This window comes from Rhizobium sp. BR 249 (genome assembly GCF_047445895.1).
Classification (GTDB): Bacteria; Pseudomonadota; Alphaproteobacteria; order Rhizobiales; family Rhizobiaceae; genus Rhizobium.
Genome location: NZ_JARWKX010000004.1, coordinates 190694 through 209980 on the forward strand (window position 1 = coordinate 190694; position 19287 = coordinate 209980).

13 protein-coding genes are annotated in these 19287 nt (G+C 63.3%); 8 read left to right on the forward strand and 5 right to left on the reverse strand.

Going from position 1 to position 19287, the window contains the following annotated elements:
* Positions 1 to 317 precede the first annotated feature (317 nt).
* Positions 318 to 1409, forward strand: coding sequence for a DUF475 domain-containing protein (locus tag QD408_RS06160; RefSeq protein WP_414138683.1), 1092 nt, complete (start codon positions 318 to 320; stop codon positions 1407 to 1409).
* A gap of 117 nt (positions 1410 to 1526) precedes the next feature.
* Here QD408_RS06160 and QD408_RS06165 read toward each other — a convergent pair whose 3' ends face one another.
* From QD408_RS06165 to QD408_RS06180, 4 genes are all read right to left on the reverse strand, one after another.
* Entirely contained in the window at positions 1527 to 1697 is a 171-nt protein-coding gene (locus QD408_RS06165; protein WP_088681722.1) for a hypothetical protein, read from the reverse strand.
* A gap of 157 nt (positions 1698 to 1854) precedes the next feature.
* On the reverse strand, positions 1855 to 3372 hold the full coding sequence (locus tag QD408_RS06170; protein WP_088681721.1) for a tripartite tricarboxylate transporter permease: 1518 nt from the start codon (positions 3370 to 3372) through the stop codon (positions 1855 to 1857).
* 87 nt (positions 3373 to 3459) lie between these two features.
* On the reverse strand, positions 3460 to 3951 hold the full coding sequence (locus tag QD408_RS06175; protein WP_414138684.1) for a tripartite tricarboxylate transporter TctB family protein: 492 nt from the start codon (positions 3949 to 3951) through the stop codon (positions 3460 to 3462).
* On the reverse strand, positions 3948 to 4892 hold the full coding sequence (locus QD408_RS06180; protein ID WP_088681719.1) for a Bug family tripartite tricarboxylate transporter substrate binding protein: 945 nt from the start codon (positions 4890 to 4892) through the stop codon (positions 3948 to 3950). The genes QD408_RS06175 and QD408_RS06180 overlap by 4 nt, the downstream gene beginning before the upstream one ends.
* Before the next feature lie 504 nt (positions 4893 to 5396).
* On the opposite strand from QD408_RS06180, the gene QD408_RS06185 reads away from it, so the two are divergent.
* Positions 5397 to 6965, forward strand: coding sequence for a right-handed parallel beta-helix repeat-containing protein (locus QD408_RS06185; protein ID WP_414138685.1), 1569 nt, complete (start codon positions 5397 to 5399; stop codon positions 6963 to 6965).
* A 6-nt stretch (positions 6966 to 6971) separates the two neighbouring features.
* Here the strand turns inward: QD408_RS06185 and QD408_RS06190 are convergent, their stop codons facing one another.
* Positions 6972 to 8018 (reverse strand): ABC transporter substrate-binding protein, encoded by a 1047-nt coding sequence (locus QD408_RS06190; RefSeq protein ID WP_088681717.1) that lies wholly within the window; start codon positions 8016 to 8018, stop codon positions 6972 to 6974.
* 372 nt (positions 8019 to 8390) lie between these two features.
* Here QD408_RS06190 and QD408_RS06195 point away from each other — a divergent pair, with 372 nt between their 5' ends.
* From QD408_RS06195 to QD408_RS06220, 6 genes are all read left to right on the forward strand, one after another.
* Positions 8391 to 10259, forward strand: a complete 1869-nt coding sequence (locus tag QD408_RS06195) for a TPR end-of-group domain-containing protein (RefSeq protein ID WP_414138686.1) — start codon at positions 8391 to 8393, stop codon at positions 10257 to 10259.
* Between the two features lie 96 nt (positions 10260 to 10355).
* On the forward strand, positions 10356 to 11033 hold the full coding sequence (locus QD408_RS06200) for a response regulator transcription factor (RefSeq protein ID WP_088681715.1): 678 nt from the start codon (positions 10356 to 10358) through the stop codon (positions 11031 to 11033).
* Positions 11030 to 12412 carry a sensor histidine kinase N-terminal domain-containing protein gene (locus QD408_RS06205; RefSeq protein WP_414138687.1) on the forward strand — a complete coding sequence of 461 codons (1383 nt, stop codon included), beginning with the start codon at positions 11030 to 11032 and terminating at the stop codon, positions 12410 to 12412. The genes QD408_RS06200 and QD408_RS06205 overlap by 4 nt, the downstream gene beginning before the upstream one ends.
* Before the next feature lie 110 nt (positions 12413 to 12522).
* On the forward strand, positions 12523 to 15846 hold the full coding sequence (locus QD408_RS06210; protein ID WP_414138688.1) for a DUF2126 domain-containing protein: 3324 nt from the start codon (positions 12523 to 12525) through the stop codon (positions 15844 to 15846).
* A gap of 37 nt (positions 15847 to 15883) precedes the next feature.
* Positions 15884 to 18301: a circularly permuted type 2 ATP-grasp protein gene (locus QD408_RS06215; RefSeq protein WP_414138689.1), complete on the forward strand. Its 2418-nt coding sequence runs from the start codon at positions 15884 to 15886 to the stop codon at positions 18299 to 18301.
* Entirely contained in the window at positions 18298 to 19185 is an 888-nt protein-coding gene (locus QD408_RS06220) for a transglutaminase family protein (RefSeq protein WP_414138690.1), read from the forward strand. Before QD408_RS06215 ends, QD408_RS06220 begins: the two co-directional genes overlap by 4 nt.
* Positions 19186 to 19287: the final 102 nt, after the last annotated feature.

Here is a 19287-nt window from a genome sequence, read left to right on the forward strand (position 1 = left end):
AGCGGCGTGCCGGATGGTTCCCAAAAAATTGCCGATCTCTATGGCGCGTTTGGCCTTGACTGGTTTGGGAAGTAGATTACCTAGGGCCTATCCCGCAGCCTTCCAGACATCGGCTGCGGGGAACATTGGTGCCGGGCCCCTCTGGCGAGAGTTTTTACGGCGCTCTCGTGATGTCGGTACCGCCTGCAGCTCAAGCCGGCGGATTTTTCATCGATGAAAAAACTCACCATGCCTCGTCAGCATGCCCGTTGTGGCATGCCGCGTTTTTATAATATCTCCACCCTCTCCAACACGCTTTGCGGCCGCGAGGTGCGGCCATGAACCAGCCCCAGACCACTAAATCCTCGCTCGGCTATTTTCGCTGGGCTTTCATCGTCACGGCCCTCGGCCTTGTTCTCGGCGCCGTGCTTGGTTGGCAGACGACCGGCACGATCGGCGGGATGGCGACCGTCTTCTTCATCTGCACCGTGCTTGCGGTGCTGGAGATCTCGCTCTCCTTCGACAATGCCATCGTTAACGCCAACAAGCTGAAGGAGATGACGCCGGTCTGGCAGAAACGATTCCTTACCTGGGGCATCATCATCGCCGTCTTCGGGATGCGCATCGTCTTTCCGCTGGCGATCGTCGCCATCGCGGCACGGATCGGCCCCTGGGATGCTCTGGTGTTGGCCGCCCGCGAACCTGAGGAATATGCCCGCATCATGAACGATGCGCATCTGCCGATCGCAGCCTTCGGCGGCACCTTCCTGATGATGGTCGGCCTCAGCTATTTCTTCGATCATGAGAAGAAGATCCATTGGCTTCGCGGCCTGGAAAAGGTGATGGCGCGCTCGGCCACCATCAGGGGCATCGAGATCGCCTTCGTGCTGGCGCTAATGCTCGTCTTCTCCTGGCTGATCGGCGGCGAGGAAGCCAGCGTCTTCGTCCATTGCGCCATTTACGGCCTGCTCACCTTCCTCGCGGTCGAGGTCGTGGGCGAACTGCTCGATGCTTCACAGCAGACGATGAGCGCTGCCGCCAAGGGCGGTCTCGGCGCCTTCATCTATCTGGAGGTGCTGGACGCCAGCTTCTCCTTCGACGGCGTCATCGGCGCCTTTGCGCTCACCCAGAACCTCTTCGTCATCGCGATCGGCCTTGGCATCGGCGCCATGTATGTGCGCTCGATGACGATCATGCTGGTGGAGAAGGGAACGCTCGCCGAATACCGCTATCTCGAACATGGCGCCTTCTACGCCATCCTGATCCTTTCGGTGATCATGTATGCGCAGACCCTGGTGCACATTCCCGAGGTGATCACCGGCCTCGGCGGCGCGGTCCTGATCGGCCTGTCGCTCTGGTCGTCCATCCGCTACAACAGGCGCGAACGGGTGGAAGACCACGCCGGCCGGCGGGATGAACTGCACGCCTGACGCGGCAGACGATTTGAGGTCGCAACGCGCGTCAGCGTTGCGGCTATCATTAGGACAAAATAAAGCCCGCGACCATCCGGTTGCGGGCTGTTTCATTCATGCATGCCTTGAAAGAACTTAGCGGATGACGCGGCCGAAGGATGCCGGGTCGATGCCAAGTTCATTGAGGTCGCGGGCGCGCGGCCGGCGGCCGGCTTCGACAGCGGCGCTGACGGCATTTGCGGCGCTCAGCACAGCGAATGCGCGGCCCAGGAAGCCGGAGTGGACTGAATTGCGGATGGCGGACATTGTCCTGTTCCTCTTGCTCTATGATTGACCACTCATAGATGGCAGTGCGCGCGCGCATCCACAATGCACGTAAATTCACCTCAGCCATGCAAAAAGAAGAGGCCGGCGCATGTTTCCATGGCCGGCCTCCAGGGAGGGGTAAGGTTGTCTTTTTCTTTTAATCTTCGTTTGCCGCCAGCTGAGACAGCACCTGGCCCCTGCCGCGAATGCGCAGGATCAGCGGAATGAGGAAGGCGGCCGCCGCAACGATGAGAAGGCCTGCCGCAATCGGCGACATCACCAGCGTCGTCACGTCGCCCTGGCTGATCGCCAGCGCGCGGCGCAGTTGCTGCTCGGCAAGCGGCCCGAGGATGAGGCCGACGACGGCGGGTGCGATCGGATAGCCGAAGAGCCGCATCACATAGCCGAGCAGGCCGAAGGCAAGCAGCATGCCGAGTTCGAAGACGGAGGGGTTGGCGCCGATCGTTCCGAGCGTCGCAAACAGCAGGATGCCGGCATAGAGCCACGGCTTCGGAATGGTCAGCAGCCGCACCCAGAGCCCGATCATCGGCAGGTTCAGGACGAGCAGCATCGCATTGGCGATGAGCAGGCTGGCGATCAGACCCCAGACGAGCTGCGGATTGGTGGCAAACAGGAGCGGCCCTGGCTGCAGCCCGTATTGCTGGAAGCCGGCGAGCATGATCGCCGCCGTCGCCGTCGTCGGCAGGCCGAGGGTCAGGAGCGGCACCAGCGTGCCGGCGGCGGACGCGTTGTTCGCCGCCTCGGGGCCGGCCACACCTTCGATCGCGCCATGGCCGAACTCTTCCGGGTTCTTTGCCAGCCGCTTTTCGGTCGAATAGGAGAGGAAGGTGCCGATTTCAGCGCCGCCCGCCGGCATCGCGCCGATCGGGAAACCGATCAGCGTGCCGCGAAGCCAGGGCTTCCAGGAGCGCGACCAGTCCTGCGCGTTCATCCAGAGCGAACCCTTGACCGCTTCCACCTGTTCCGCGACCCGGTTGCCTTGCGCTGCGATATAGAGCGTCTCGCCGATCGCGAACATCGCCACGGCAAGCGTCGTCACCTCGACGCCGTCGAGCAGGTCGGGGATGCCGAAGGAAAGCCTGGCCTGCCCCGTCTGCTGGTCGATGCCGATCATGGCAAGCGCGAAACCGATGAACAGCGCGGTCAGGCCTCGCAGCGCCGAATCTCCGAAGGCGGAGGAAACGGTGACGAAGGCGAGCACCATCAGCGCGAAATATTCGCGCGGCCCGAAAACCAGCGCCAGCTTGACGATATAAGGCGCGATGAAGGCGAGCCCGAGCGTGGCGATGAGGCCGGCGACGAAGGAGCCGATCGCCGCCGTCGCCAGCGCCGGTCCGCCGCGCCCGGCCCGCGCCATCTTGTTGCCCTCGAGCGCGGTGACGATCGAGGCGCTTTCACCTGGCGTATTGAGCAGGATCGACGTCGTCGAACCGCCGTACATGCCGCCGTAGTAGATGCCGGCGAACATGATCAGCGAGCCGCCCGGATCGAGCTTGTAGGTGGCCGGCAAAAGCAGCGCCACGGTGAGCGCCGGGCCGATGCCGGGCAATACGCCGACGGCTGTGCCGAGCGTCACGCCGACCAGCGCATAAACCAGGTTCATCGGCTGCATCGCAACCAGGATACCCTGCCATAGGAATTCGAATGTGCTCATCTTGGTGTCCCAGGCGGCGTTCCCGTCCGTGCGTTAGCAATCGGTCGCCGCGAAAAATCAAAAGAGCTGACAGCGCGTCCCGCGCGGTCAGAAGAACAGATGTTCGAGCGGGCCGGCCGGCAGCGTCAGCTGCAGGAGCTGCGAGAAGATCGCCCAGACGACGAAGCTGAAAACGATGCCGATCGGCAGCGAGATCCAGAGCTTGCGTTTGCCGAAGCCGCGTGCCGTCAGCGCAAACAATATACCGGTCGCAATCGAGAAGCCGGCAACGCGCAGAAGCAGCATCTGGCAGACAAGACCGGCGACGATCCAAATGACGGGCGCCACTTCTTGCTTGTCTCGTTCCGGAAACTCGCCGCGCCAGGCTTCGGCCGCGGTCCAGATGCCAAGACAGAAGAGCCCGAACGCCACCACCTCAGGCACTGTTGCCGGACCAATGCGGGCGTATTGTGCGATCGTTTTCAGATGCGTTGCATCCCAGGCCATCACACCCGCGATGGCGAAGAGGAAAACGGCAATGATGAACGCCGCCCGATCAGGGCGGCGCTCGGTTGCCGAGGAGGTCTTATCCTCGCTCATTGAACAAGTCCGATCTCTTTAAGAATGCCCTCGGTGGCGGAGACGTCCTTTTCGAGCTGGGCCTTGAAGGCGTCGCCGGAAAGATAGGTGTCGGCCCAGCCCTTGGTCTTCAGGGTTTCCTGCCAGGTGGCAGAGCCGTGCAGCTTTTCGAAATCGGCGGTGATCGCAGCGACTTCGTCGGCCGACAGGCCGGGGGCTGCGGCGACCATGCGCCAGTTCTGGATGCTGACGTCGGTGCCGGCTTCCTTCAGCGTCGGGGCGTCGACGCCGTCGATACGCTTGTCGCTGGAGACGGCGAGGAGACGAAGCATGCCTGCTTTCACCTGCGATTCGAACTCGCTGTAGCTCGAAACGCCGGCTGTGACCTGGTTGCCGAGAATGGCGGCGAGCGCTTCACCGCCGCCGGAGAAGGCGACGTAGTTGATCTTCGTCGGGTCGACGCCGGAAGCCTTGGCGATCAGGCCTGCGGTGATGTGGTCCGTGCCGCCGGCCGAGCCGCCGCCCCAGGAAACCGAACCCGGATCCTTCTTCAGCGCCGCGACCAGATCGGCCATGGTCTTGATCTCGGACGAGGCGGGAACAACGATAGCCTCATATTCGCCGGTCAGACGGGCGATCGGCGTCACGTCCTTGAGCGTCACCGGCGACTTGTTGGTGAGGATGGCGCCGACCATGACATAGCCGCCGACGATCAGCGAATTCGGATTGCCCGCAGCCTGGCTGCTGAACTGCGCGAGGCCGATGGTGCCGCCGGCGCCGGGAACGTTCTGGACCTGCACGTTGCCGGAGATCTTCTCCTGCTGCAGCGCGGCCTGCAGCGAACGGGCCGTCTGGTCCCAGCCGCCGCCGGGAGCCGCCGGCGCGATGATGGTGTAGTCGGCCGCATAGGCCGGCAGCGCGATGGCGGCTGCGAAAAGGGTTGCAATGAATGTATGCTTCACGATGTCCTCCGTGGGCGGCTGAGCGACCGCCTGTTGTTCTCTGGGAATCGGGAAGGATGGCCGGCCAGCGGACGTGATTGTCCTGAGTGACGAGCGAAATTCCTCCCAAGGCTTCAGCTCTCCGCCTCCACGGAGAAGAAGTAGCCAAAGCCACCACAACAACCTGTCATCTAGCTGACATCGGCAAGATATCCAGAAGGAGAAGCCACTTTTTTGCCGTAATTGGCACACGCCGGTCTAAATCCGGTCCTTCGCTCCCGTTTGAAGTGCGCATTGTTGCTCGCGGGAGGCGAAATCCTTCAATCGGGCTCTCAACGCCGACGTCACCCGGAAATACTGAGGATATAGTCCCTTGCGCACGCGAGCCTCGATCCATTACATCTTGATCAATCCACGGTTTTGTTTTCCATTATCTCGATTTCCACAGCCCTTTATTTCGCTGATACCTAAGGGAACGACATGTCACGCTGCCTGACCACGAATCCCGGCCGGATATACGACGACATGCGATCGCTGCGTCCAGATACGATACTGACGCTCGAAGACGGGCGATATGCAGTGCCGCTCGTGCTCTCCTCGGTCAGCGGTTCTCAGCAGCAGCCGATCGTCATTCGCGGCAGCGGCGCTGTCATCGATGGCGGCAGAACCTACGAAGGCTATCGCGAAACTGCCAACCGCCTCTCCGCCGTGCAGGAAGCCAATGGCCGTTTCCCCGGCATTTATTACCTTGCCGACAACGCAGCGCTCGTGCTGCGGAATTGCCAGTGGGTCGTCATCGAGGACCTCATCTTCGAAGGCTGCTGGCCCACGGCGATCTACCTCGACAACTGCCAGCACATCACGCTCCGCGGCCTGCACATCCGCGGCAGTACGATTGCCATCGGGGCGGCCGGACCTTACACGCGCCATCTGCTGATCGAAGGATGCGACTGGATACAGGATGTCCAGTCTCACGGCGAGGCGGACCTTGCCGCGATCCGAAAGACCAAAGCCGTCAATGCAACGCTCGATCCCGACGATTGCAGGCTCTGGCGAAAAACCTCATGGGGCCAGGTCCACGGCAATATCGACGACACAGACAGCCGCGTGAATGTCGAGAAGGACGAGCGTGGTTTCGACGGCGACTTCTTCCGGGCATGCACCATCGCCGGCTATGTCGTCCTGCGCGACAACGTCATTCTCGATGCCTTCAATGGCATCCATTTTTTCAACGACGCATCCGACTCCACCGTGGAGGACTTCTGCCGCAACATCGTCATCGAAAACAACTGGTTCGTCCGCATCCGCGACAACGCCATCGAGGCGGAGGACTACGCCTGGAACTGGACCGTGCGCGGCAACAGATTCGTCGATTGCTACATGCCCTTTTCACTGGAGATGCGACGCTCCGGCTATTTTTACATTTATGGCAATCTCGGCTGGAACCTGCATCGGCCCGGCCCCGATGACGACGACCGTAATTTCGGCCAGCTTTTCAAGTTTCCCAAGAAACACGAAGCGGTCGGTCCGCATTACGTCTTCAACAATTCGTGGATGCTGAGAGGCCCGATCAGCAAGCGCTACCGCTTCAGCCAGTTTCACCATCTGAACAATGCGATCGGCTATTACGGCGCGGCAGGCCTGTCGACACTGCAGGCATCCGCTCCCTTTGGCGCAGGATGGCAGAGCGTACCAAAGGAAGGACAGGATGAAAGCTCACTTGAACGCGAACATTTCACCAGGCTTTGGCGGGACCTCGATATCCGCTTCGATGGCGACCTGATCGATCACCTGTATTTCCCTGACCTGCTGCGCCAGGCGGGGTATCCTATCAGCGCGCATGCGCATTCCGGGCCGGTCCCCTTCCGCTCGCCCGACTTCGGCCTACCTGAAGGGCTGAAGCTGACGGCGGAGGTTCCGGCAGTCCCTTTCGAGATGAAACTTCCCGACGGTCGAAAACAGAGCGTCGCTGGCCCGAACTATACCGTCGGCGCCTGGCAGGGCGAACATCCCTTCACGGTGAAAAAGCCGATGTTCTACGATTATTGGCTCTACGCCGAAGCTTGCGGAAAAGACGAACCGGCCAAAAGCTGACGCGCTTTACTGCGCCCGGAGAACCTCGTTCCAGTGCGCGATCAGCCGCGCCCGCTTCACCTGGTCGAGATAGACCATCAGCCCGGGACTGACCGGCACCGGCCGAAGTTGGGCGCCGAGCAGTTCCTGCAGCGTATTGGCGGTATTTTCCCCCGCCACCTCGGGGCTGACGGCAGGGATCTGCAGTTCCCGCGCCATGATCGTCTGGCCCTCCTTCGACATGAAGAAGGCGAGGTAGCGCCGCCCGAGCTCCGGCTCGGCCGCTGCCTGCGGCACCAGCCCGATCCGCGACATCACCACCGTATAATCCTTCGGCAGCACGATGCCGACATCGGGATGCCGAGAAGCCCAGTCGGCCGCATAGGAGCCGAGAATATTGTAGCCGAGCACGAAGCGCCCGTCGGCGACGCGTTCGAGGATCGCCGAACTCGTCGAATAAAGCTTGACGCCGGCCGCCCCCATCGCTCCGATCACCGACCAGATGTCGCCGAACTGCTCCTGATCGCGCGCCATGAAGAGAAAGCCGACCCCGGAGCGCTCGATATCGTAGGTGCTGATCCGGCCATAGACCGCGTTGCCCTTGCGCTTGAGGTAGTCGACGAGTTCCGCCCGCGAACTCGGCACCGGCTCGTGCGCGAAGCTCGGCTTGTGATAGACGAAGACCGCCGGCTCGAAGGTCAGCGCATAGGCGGTATTGCGCCAGTTCGCCCATTTCGGCCATGCCGCGCTCATCGGCAGGTTGCTGACCTGCGCATATCCGTCGTTGGAAAGCTTCACCTGCAGGTCCATGGCCGAAGAGAAGGCAAAATCCGCCGTCCTCTTGCCGGCATCCGTCTCCCTGACGATCCGGTCGTAGATATCGCCGGTCAGCATGTCCTCATATCTGACTGCGACATCGGGATTGGCCTCCTGGAAACCCCGGATCATCGGCTGCGCCAACGGCTCGTCGAGCGAGGAATAAACCGTCAGCACCGGCGCATCGGCATTTCCCGACTTCGCCGGATAAAAGGCCTGATCGGCAAGCGTAAAGCCCGGCCAGAACGCCAGCAGCAAGATGAAAATTCTCCTCATGCCGCAACAATGCCCGAGCGGACGGAGAGGAGCAAGGGTGCCGAATTCATGAGGCGAGCAGACCGCACGGCAGTGCCTCGCTGCGGCCAAAACGATCGGCCTGATACCGGACGTGAAAAACCATCTGAACAGAGCAAAAATATTCCGCTTGCCCCGCCGGAGACCGTTTTTCACCATAAAGGATTATGGTTTGGCGCCATCCTTCGCCCCTTTAGAGTATTGATGAAGATTGGCGACGTTATAGGGTGCGCTGCTGCGTCAGACGACCGCCCGGATTTCCATTCGGGGGAAGGATCTACGCGGAAAAAACTCTGAAAAAACTGGATTGACCTGGGAAGATCCATGGGAGGGGTCATGGAACGACGACTGAGCGCTATTCTCGCTGCGGATGTCGTCGGCTACAGCCGGCTGATGGGCATCGATGAATCAGGCACGCTGCAGGCGCTGAACCGCCATCGCTGCGAACTGGTCGACATTCGTATCTCGGACTACAAGGGCCGGATCGTCAAACTCACCGGCGACGGCATCCTGGCCGAATTCCAGAGCGTGGTGAATGCGGTCGCCTGCGCCGCCGAAATCCAGCGCAGCATGTCGGCCCGCAACGAGAACGTCCCGAAGGACGAGCGCGTCGAATTCCGCATCGGGATCAGTCTCGGCGATGTCGTGGTCGAGAACGGCGACATATTCGGCGACGGCGTCAATCTCGCCGCGAGGCTCGAGCGGATCGCCGCGCCGGGCGGCATCGCCGTCTCGGCCTCGGTGCGCGATCAGGTCGGTTCGCGCCTCAATCTCGGCTTCGAATCCATCGGCGAGCACACGCTGAAGAACATCCGGCAGCCCGTTCAGGTCTACACCGTCACCCTGGCGCCGCCCTCCTCCACCAAGCTGGTCGCGCAGAACCGCAACACCTGCTTCATCGCCGTGCTGCCCTTCACCAATATGAGCGGCGATGCCGACCAGGATTATTTCTCCGACGGCATAACCGAAGACATCATCACCGATCTGTCGAAGATCTCCAGCCTGCATGTCGTGCCGCGCAACACCATTTTCACCTACAAGGGCACCTCGGTGAAGGTGAAGCCGCTTGCCCAGGAACTCGGCGTGCGCTACGTGCTCGAGGGAAGTGTCCGCATCGTCGGCAAGCGCGTGCGCATCTCCGGCCAGCTGATCGACACCGCCAATGGCGACCATCTCTGGGCCGAGCGCTACGACCGCGACCTGACCGACATCTTCGCGATCCAGGACGAGATCACCCATGCGATCGTCGGCCAGTTGAAGGTGCGCCTGTTGCCCGAAGAGAAGAAAGCGATCGCCAATGAGCCGACCGCCAATGTCGAAGCTTACACCTATTACCTCAGGGGCCGCCAGCTTTCCCACACCTGGACGAAGTCATATCTGAAGCTCGCAAGGCGCATGTTCTGCAAGGCGGTCGAGCTCGATCCGGACTATGCCCGCGCCTATGCGGGCATTGCCGATTGCGACGCGACGATCCGTGATTGGGGGCCGGAAGACGTGCCGCTGCGGCGTATCCTCGACATGAGCGCCCGTGCCCTCGAACTCGACCCCGACCTGCCCGAGGCCCATGCCTCCCGCGGTCTTGCTCTGCATCAGAGCGGCCAGGACGAGAAAGCAGCCGCCGCTTTCGAACGAGCCTTGGCGCTCGATCCGAACCTGTTCGAGGCGAATTTCCATTACGCCCGGTTTTTCTTCATGCGCGGCAACTTTGCCGAATCCGTTCAGTATTTTGCCCGCGCCGCCGAGATCCGCCCCGACGATTACGTCTCGCCGATCCATCTGATGGCCGCCTACCGTTCGCTTGGCCGCGTGGTCGATACGGAGCATTGGGCCCGGCTCGGCCTTGAACGCGCCGAACGCGCGCTGAACTGCAATCCGGAAAATTCCGGCCCGGCCCATCGCGGCGCGCTGGCGCTCGCCCATCTCGGCGATCAGGCGAGAGCACGCGACTGGGCCGCGCGCGCGATCGCCATCGACCCCGATGACATCGTCGCCCAGTATAATCTCGCCTGCGTCCATTCCATCCTCGGCGACGCCGACAAGGCGATCGACCTCCTGGAGAGGCTGCTTCCGCATAGCTCCGCCTATCATATCAAATGGTTCAACAATGATTCCGATCTCGACAACATCCGCCACACATCCCGGTTCCGGAATCTGCTGGCCGCCGCAATGATGCAGCACGAACGGATGGAGAAGACCGGGAGTTGAAGCCGGCCTTTCCCCCGCTGTTCACCGAACCGATAAAATCGCTGTGACAAGCTCGCGCCGCCCCTGTAATCTCCTTTGAAAAACAAGGGGACATCCGTGCGCATCCTGCTCACCGAAGACAATATCGCGCTGGCCGACGGCCTGTCGGCGATCTTGCGCGGCACGGGTCATGCCGTCGATGTCGTGCATGACGGGGCGTCGGCCAATGCCGTCATCGCGGCGGAAAATTTCGATCTTGTCATTCTCGACCTCAACCTGCCGGAGATGGACGGGCTCGACGTGCTGCGCGCCATGCGCGCCCGGCAGAACCAGGCGGCCGTCCTCATTCTGACGGCACGCGGCACGCCGGAAGAACGCGTGAAGGGTCTCGATCTCGGCGCCGACGATTATCTGATCAAACCCTTCGACATCGCCGAGTTCGAGGCCCGCGTTCGAGTGCTTCTGCGCCGCCAGGCCGGCTTGCGCTCGGCGACCGTCAGCTTCGGCGGCATTTCCTTCGATCTCAACTCCCGCACCTTTTCATCGGGCGCCACGCCGCTCGATATTCCCGCCCGCGAGCTCGGCCTGCTCGAAATCCTCTTCATGCGGGCCGGCAAGGTCGTCGCCAAGGAGGCGATCATCCAGTCGCTGACAGCCTTCGACGACGACATTTCCTCCAATGCCATCGAGCAATATGTCAGCCGCTTGAGGAAACGCCTCTCGCCTTACGGGCTGACGGTCAAGACCGCACGCGGCATCGGCTATTATCTCGACAAGCTGCCAGAGGCCTCATGACATCAGCCTATTCCCTCAGGCGCCGGCTGCTCTTCTGGCTGCTTGTTTCCACCGCCGTCATCGGCACGCTGGCGCTCGCCGATACCTATAGCGAGGCGGTGCAGACCTCCAATATCGTCTCCGACCGCGTGCTCGCCGGCTCGGCGCTTGCGATCGCCGAGCGCGTCGTCGTCGCAGAAGACGGCACGCTGCAGGTCGATATCCCCTATGTCGCGCTGGAGATGCTGACATCCGCCGCGCAGGACCGCGTCTTCTACCGCGTCGACGGCCCGCCGGGTGAATTCATCACCGGCTATCAATCCCTGCCGGTCCTGAAGAAGGCGCCGGGCGATGCGGCCGCCTTTGCCGACGACATCTTCCGCGGCGAGCCGATCCGGGTCGCGACGCTCGAACGTTCCGCCTCGACGGGCATCCGCTCCGTACCCTTCGTCGTGACGGTTGCCGAAACCACCATCGCCCGGCGGCAATTGACGCGAGCGATCCTCGTCCGCTCGGCGCTGCGCCTCGCCTTCATGATCGCAGGTGCTGCCGTCATCGTCTGGATCTCGGTCACCGTCGCCCTGCGCCCGCTCCACAAGCTCGGCGACGCCATCGGCGAACGCAGCCCCGACGATCTTCATCCGATCGAAGAGACCGTGCCGAGCGAGGTCGAGCCGCTGGTCGATACGGTGAATTCCTTCATGGTGCGCCTGCAGTCGGCCCTCGATGCGCTGCGCAATTTCACTGGCAATGCCAGCCACCAATTGCGCACGCCGCTCGCCATCATCCGCACCCAGCTTGCCCTTTCCGCCCGCGCCGGCTCGCTTGACGAAGCCCAGGCGGCGGCGCTGAAGGGCGATCAGGCCGTGGCGCATGCCGAACGCATCCTTGCCCAGCTTCTCCTGATGGCGAAGATCGACGCCGCCACCGCCAAGGAGGCGCTGACCGCCTCCGCCATCGATCTTGCGGCCATCGCCCAGGAAATCACCGGCGAGCAGATCCCGGCGGCCGCCGTCGCCGGCATCGATCTCGGCTTCGAGGGCGAGAGCCCGGCCATGATCCGCGCCGAGCCGCTGCTCATCGGCGAAATGCTGCGCAACCTTGCCGGCAACGCCATCGCCTATGCCGGCAAGGGAGCCGAAGTCACCGTCCGCATCATCGCCGCTGCTGAGACGATCCGCCTCGAAGTCGAGGACAACGGCCCCGGCATTCCCGGCGAGAAGCTGGAGGCGGTGCGCCGGCGTTTTTCGCGCGGCAATGATTCCGGCGCGCCGGGCGCCGGCCTCGGCCTTCCCATCGTCGAAGAAATCGCCAATCTTTTCAATGCCGCCCTGACGCTGGAGCCGGGCGCGGGCGGCAAGGGCCTGAAGGCGGCGGTCACCTTCGCCAAGGCGGCGTAAAAGCCGCCGTGTCCTCAGCCTTCCGCCCTTGCTTTCTTTCGCTGCATTGCACACACTGACTTCGGGAACAGCAAGCCGCACAACGATGCGCGCCGGACAAAAAGAGCAATATGTCGATCAAAGCCAGCATCTATCATCTGACGCACTATACCTATGACAAGCCGGTCCGCCTCGGCCCACAAATCATCCGGTTGAAACCGGCCTCGCATTCGAAGACACGGGTACTCAGCCACTCGCTGAAGGTCACGCCCTCCAACCACTTCGTCAACCTGCAGCAGGACCCCTACGGCAATTACCTCGCCCGCTACGTCTTCCCCGACCCCGTGACGGAGTTCAAGATCGAGGTCGACCTCGTCGCCGACATGACGGTCTATAATCCCTTCGACTTCTTCGTCGAGGAGGAGGCGACCAAATGGCCGTTCGATTATCCTGAAACCATCCGCGAGGATCTGTCGATCTACATGACGCCGGAGCCAGCCGGCCCGCGCCTCAAGGCGCTGCTGCCGACGCTCGACTGGTCGCCCGGCCAGGCGACGATCGATATGGTCGTCGGCCTGAACGCCCGCCTGCAGCGGCAGATCGGCTATGTCATCCGCATGGAGGCCGGCGTTCAGACGCCGGAAGAGACGCTGGAAAGCGCCAAGGGCTCCTGCCGCGACACCAGCTGGCTGCTCGTCCAGATCCTGCGCCATCTCGGCCTTGCCGCCCGCTTCGTCTCCGGCTACCTCATCCAGCTGACGCCCGACCTGAAGGCGCTCGACGGCCCCTCCGGCACAGAAGTCGATTTCACCGACCTGCATGCCTGGGCGGAGGTCTATCTGCCCGGTGCCGGCTGGGTCGGCCTCGATCCGACCTCCGGCCTCCTGACCGGCGAAAGCCATATCCCGCTTGCGGCAACGCCGCATTACCGCAACGCCGCCCCGATTTCCGGCGGCTATTTCGGCGAGGCCGAAACCGAATTCGCCTTCGACATGAAGGTCTCGCGCGTCGCCGAACATCCGCGCATCACCAAGCCCTTCTCCGATGACAGCTGGAACGATCTCAACGAACTCGGCGAAAAGGTCGACCGCATCCTCGAAGCCGAGGATGTGCGCCTCACCATGGGCGGCGAGCCGACCTTCGTCTCGATCGACGATTTCCAGTCGGCCGAATGGAACACCGACGCCGTCGGCCCGACCAAGCGCGAAAAGGCGGACGCGCTCATCCGCCGGCTTCGCACCCGCTTCGCGCCGAACGGTTTCCTGCATTACGGCCAGGGCAAATGGTATCCGGGCGAAAGTCTGCCGCGCTGGACCTTCTCGCTCTACTGGCGCAAGGATGGCCTGCCGATCTGGTCCGACGACGATCTCGTCGCCGCCGAGGGCCGCAACTACGAGGCAACGGAGGACGATGCCGGCCGGCTGCTGACGGCGATTGCCGGCGAGCTGGATATTTCCCCCGAATATGTCGCGCCCGCTTTCGAGGATCCCGCCGAATGGCTGGTCAAAGAAGCAAGCCTGCCGGAAAATGTCGATCCTGCCAATTCCAAGCTCAAGGATGCCGAGGAGCGCAGCCGCATCGCCCGTGTCTTCGATCGCGGGCTGACCCGCCCGACCGGCTACGTCCTGCCCGTTCAGGCCTGGAATGCGCGCGCCAGCGGTCGCACCTGGACGAGCGAGAAATGGTCGACGCGGCGCGGCCGCATCTTCCTCACGCCGGGCGACAGCCCGGTCGGCTATCGCCTGCCGCTCAATTCGCTCGCCTATATCCCGCCCTCGCAATATCCCTATATCAACCCGCTCGACCCCTTCGTGCAGCGCCCCGAACTGCCGGATTTCGCGGGGGATAACGGGCGTCCGCAGCAGGCCGCACACTTCCAGCCCTTCACCGGCCAGCGGCCGGCCACGCCGCAATCGTTGAACGAGATCGGCGGCCACGTCCGCACCGCGCTCTCCGTCGAACCGCGCGACGGCCGCCTCTGCGTCTTCATGCCGCCGACGGAAACGCTGGAGGATTATCTCGATCTCATCGCCTCGACCGAGCGCGCGGCCGCGGCCCTCGGCCTTGCCGTCCATATCGAAGGTTATCCGCCGCCGCAGGACGAGCGCATCAACGTCATCCGCGTCGCGCCCGACCCCGGTGTCATCGAGGTCAACATCCATCCGTCCTCGACGTGGAAGGAAACGGTGGACATCACCACCGCCATTTATGAAGAGGCGCGCAAGAGCCGCCTTGGCGCCGACAAGTTCATGATCGACGGCCGCCATACCGGCACCGGCGGCGGCAACCATGTCGTCGTCGGCGGCAGCAATCCGAACAACAGCCCCTTCCTGCGCCGCCCTGACCTGTTGAAGAGCCTCGTGCTGCACTGGCAGCGCCACCCCTCGCTCTCCTATCTCTTCTCCGGCCTGTTCATCGGTCCGACCAGCCAGGCGCCGCGCATCGACGAGGCCCGCCACGACAGCCTCTACGAGCTGGAGATCGCCATGGCGCAGATCGCGCCGCCCGGCCGCGGCCAGCAGCCTCTACCCTGGCTCGTCGATCGCCTGTTCCGCAACCTCTTGATCGACGTGACCGGCAATACCCACCGCGCCGAAATCTGCATCGACAAGCTTTTCTCCCCCGATGGCCCGACCGGCCGCCTCGGGCTCGTCGAATTCCGCGGTTTCGAAATGCCGCCGAATGCCCGCATGTCGCTCGCCCAGCAATTGCTGGTGCGTGCACTGATCGCCCGCTTCTGGGCAAACCCGGCCGAAGGCAAGTTCGTGCGCTGGGGAACCTCGCTGCACGACCGCTTCATGCTGCCGCATTATGTCTGGGCCGATTTCCTCGACGTGCTGGCGGACCTGCGTCAAAACGGCTTCGATCTCAGCCCCGAATGGTTCAAGGCGCAACTCGAATTCCGCTTCCCCTTCTGCGGCGAGGTCGAATACGAGGGCTCGAAGCTGGAGCTTCGCCAGGCGCTGGAACCCTGGCATGTCATGGGCGAGCAGGGCGCGATCGGCGGTACGGTGCGCTATGTCGATTCATCCGTCGAGCGCCTGCAGGTCCGCCTCGAAACCAGCAACGCCTCGCGCTACACCGTGACCTGCAACGGCCGCACCCTGCCGCTGACGCCGACCGGCGCTTCGGGCGTCGCCGTCGCCGGCGTGCGCTTCAAGGCCTGGCAGCCGGCCTCCGGCCTGCATCCCGTTCTGCCGATCAACACACCTTTGACTTTTGACATTTATGATACATGGTCGAAGCGTTCGATTGGCGGCTGCATCTATCATGTTGCCCATCCGGGCGGCCGGACCTATGACACCTTCCCGGTCAACGGCAACGAGGCGGAAGCAAGGCGGCTCGCCCGCTTCGAGCCGTGGGGACATACGGCAGGCGGATATATTCCGCGCGCCGAGACGGGCTCGCCGGAATTCCCGCTGACGCTGGATCTGAGGCGGCCCGCCGGAATTTGAGGCCGGGGGCAAAGGCCGAGGGTTGAAGTTGGGATTGATGGGTAAGAGACCGGCAGTGGAGCGCAGGCAAGAGGCTGAGGGCAGCATCGGCAAGGATGCGGCCTTCGATTATGCGCCGCTTCCCGGCACCGCCGACGAAATGGTGGACAACAAGGGTGCCGTCCGGCCCGTCTGGCAGCGTTTCCTCTCGCATCTCGGCGTGATGCCGGAAAAGGATCTCGCCGAGCGTTTCGCCCGCGCCGACCGCTATCTCAGAGACGCCGGCGTTTTCTACCGTGCCTATGGCAGCAAAGGCACCGGCGAACGCGCCTGGCCAATCTCGCATATCCCGGTGCTGATTGATGAGCGCGAATGGCAGGCGCTGTCGGCAGGCCTCGTCCAGCGCGCCGACCTTTTGGAGGCGATCATTGCCGATATCTACGGCGAGAACCGGCTGGTGGAAGAAGGCCTCTTGCCGCCGGCGCTGATCGCCGCCAATCCCGAATTCCAGCGCCCGCTCGCCGGCATCCGGCCGGCATCCGGCCATTATCTGCACTTCTGCGCTTTCGAGATCGGCCGCGGCCCCGACGGCAACTGGTGGGTGCTGGCCGACCGGACGCAGGCGCCATCAGGCGCCGGCTTCGCCCTGGAAAACCGCGTCGCGACAACCCGGGCCTTCTCGGATATCTACGCCGAAACCCCGGTCCATCGCCTCGCGTCCTTCTTCGGCGCCTTCCGTGACGCCTTGCAGGACATGAAGCATTCGGGCGACGACCGCATCGCGGTGCTGACACCAGGCCCCGCCAACGAGACCTATTACGAGCACGCCTACATCGCCCGCTATCTCGGCTTCATGCTTCTCGAGGGCGAGGACCTCACCGTCGTCAAAGGCCGTGTCATGGTGCGAACGGTCGCCGGCCTCAAGCCGATCGGCGTGCTCTGGCGCCGCCTCGATTCGGCTTTCGCCGATCCGCTGGAACTGAACCAGAATTCGCATATCGGCACGCCCGGCCTCGTCGAAGCGTTGCGCGCCGAAAGCGTCACCATCGTCAACGCGCTCGGCACCGGCATTCTCGAAACCCGTGCGCTTCTCGCCTTCATGCCGACCATCTGTCGGCATCTCATGGGGCAGGATCTGCAACTGCCTTCGATCGCTACCTGGTGGTGCGGCCAGCAGGAGGAGCGCGAGCACGTCGCCAAGAATATCGAGAAGATGGTGATAGGCCCGGCCTATTCCCGCGCGCCCTTCTTCGACGACAACGGCGAGTCCGTGCTTGGCTCGTCGCTGCGCGCGACCGCCAAGGATTCCATTACCGACTGGCTGAATTCGGACGGGCCAAAGCTCGTCGGCCAGGAGGTCGTGACGCTGTCGACGACGCCGGCCTGGGTGGATGGCAAACTCGTGCCGCGGCCGATGTCCCTGCGCGTCTTCGCCGCCCGCACGGCAAACGGCTGGCAGATCATGCCCGGCGGTTTTGCCCGCATCGGCTCCGGCGCCGACGTCTCGGCGATCGCCATGCAGTCCGGCGGAGCCGCCGCCGACGTCTGGATCGTCAGCGACAAGCCGGTCGAGCGTCACACGCTGCTTCCGGCCGAAGGCAGCTTCACCCGCAACATGCCGGGCAGCCTGCCGAGCCGGGCGGCCGACAACCTGTTCTGGCTCGGCCGCTACATCGAACGCGCCGAAGGGGCGCTGCGCATCCTGCGCGCCTGGCACGCCCGTTTTGCCGAAGCCGCCGATCCGAGCCAGCCGCTGCTCGCCGACGTCTCCGACTATCTCGCGGCTGTCGATATCGATACCGCCGAGCCCGTGCCCGAAAGGTTGCTGCGCAACATCGACAGCGCCGTCTATTCCGCAAGCAACATCCGCGACCGCTTCTCGCCCGACGGCTGGCTCGCCCTCAACGATCTTGCCAAGACCGCGCGGCGCTTTCACGCCACCGTCACTGCCGGCGATGACGCCAGCCATGCGATGACGATCCTGCTGCGCAAGCTCGCGGGCTTTGCCGGCCTCGTGCACGAGAACATGTACCGCTTCACCGGCTGGCGCTTCCTTTCGCTCGGCCGCTATATCGAGCGCGGCCTGCACATGACCCGCCTGCTCGGTCACATGTCCGGCCCGGAAGCGCCCGATGGCGCCCTCGACATGCTGCTGGAGATCGGCGACAGCGTCATGACCCATCGCCGCCGCTACAATGTCAACACGGCGCGGCTGACCGTCACCGACCTGCTGGCGCTCGATCCCCTCAACCCGCGTTCGGTCCTCTTCCAGGTGAACGAGATCCACCACGAGGTCGAGCAACTGCCGAATGCCCTGATCAACGGCCAGATGTCGCCCTTTTACCGCGAGGCGATGCGCCTCCATTCCGGCCTGGCGGTGATGACGCCGGAGGGCATGGGCGTCGATGTCTATCAGCGGCTCGAACGCGAATTGGAGCAGCTTTCCGATCTGCTCGCCCAGACCTATCTCGGGTGACGGCTGTGCTCTACGATCTCTCGCTCCGCATGGGTTACAGCTACGACGTGCCGGCCTCCGGCGCCCGCCACATCATGCGCCTGATGCCGCTGTCGCTGACCAACCGGCAACGCTTGGTCGCCGGCTCGATCACCATCTCGCCGACGCCGGACGAGCAGTCGCATTTCGTCGATTTCTTCAATCATCCCGCCACATCCTTCATGCTGCGCGCGCCGCACGAGACGCTCGATATCCGCATGCAGGCCCGCGTGCAGGTGGAAAGCCTGCCGATTGCCGCCGATTTCTCGCCGCTACTCGCCGACCTGCCGGAGGAAATATCCGGCGTCTGGTCCTTAGCGCCGGATTCGCCGCATCACTTCCTCGGCGACAGCCCGCGCCTGACGCAAGCGCGCGAGATCGCCGACTATGCGCGAAGCTGCATCACCCCCGCTCTGACGGCGATGCAGATCGCCCATGCGCTCTGCGCCCGCATCAACAAGGACTTCACCTACGATCCCGATGCGACGTCGGTGGACACGACACCGCTCGAGGCGTTCAAGCTGAAACGCGGCGTCTGCCAGGATTTCACCCATATCATGATCCTGGCGCTTCGAAGCCTCGGCATCCCGGCCGGCTACGTCTCCGGTTTCCTGCGCACCATCCCGCCGCCCGGCAAGGAACGGCTGGAAGGGGCTGATGCCATGCATGCCTGGGTGCGGATCTGGTGCGGCGAGACGATCGGCTGGATCGAACTCGACCCGACCAACGACATCCCTGCCGGCACCGATCACATCGTCGTCGCCTACGGCCGGGATTATTCGGACGTCGTTCCCGTCATCGGCGTGTTGAAAAGCTATGGCGGCCAGCGTGCCGTCCAGGCGGTCGACGTCATCCCGCTGAAATAATCCCAAAACTGGAAAAATCCGCCGATTCGTTAAAATTGTATTGACGCCGTAAGGACAGCGTAAAGAAGCAGCGTGCGTAAATCACCTCACAGGGTTTCCAGT

Coding starts and splice junctions, on each gene's coding strand:
- QD408_RS06160 (WP_414138683.1), top strand. CDS start 318: ATGAACCAGCCCCAGACCACTAAATCCTCGCTCGGCTATTTTCGCTGG.
- QD408_RS06165 (WP_088681722.1), bottom strand. CDS start 1,697: ATGTCCGCCATCCGCAATTCAGTCCACTCCGGCTTCCTGGGCCGCGCA.
- QD408_RS06170 (WP_088681721.1), bottom strand. CDS start 3,372: ATGAGCACATTCGAATTCCTATGGCAGGGTATCCTGGTTGCGATGCAG.
- QD408_RS06175 (WP_414138684.1), bottom strand. CDS start 3,951: ATGAGCGAGGATAAGACCTCCTCGGCAACCGAGCGCCGCCCTGATCGG.
- QD408_RS06185 (WP_414138685.1), top strand. CDS start 5,397: ATGCGATCGCTGCGTCCAGATACGATACTGACGCTCGAAGACGGGCGA.
- QD408_RS06195 (WP_414138686.1), top strand. CDS start 8,391: ATGGAACGACGACTGAGCGCTATTCTCGCTGCGGATGTCGTCGGCTAC.
- QD408_RS06205 (WP_414138687.1), top strand. CDS start 11,030: ATGACATCAGCCTATTCCCTCAGGCGCCGGCTGCTCTTCTGGCTGCTT.
- QD408_RS06210 (WP_414138688.1), top strand. CDS start 12,523: ATGTCGATCAAAGCCAGCATCTATCATCTGACGCACTATACCTATGAC.
- QD408_RS06215 (WP_414138689.1), top strand. CDS start 15,884: ATGGGTAAGAGACCGGCAGTGGAGCGCAGGCAAGAGGCTGAGGGCAGC.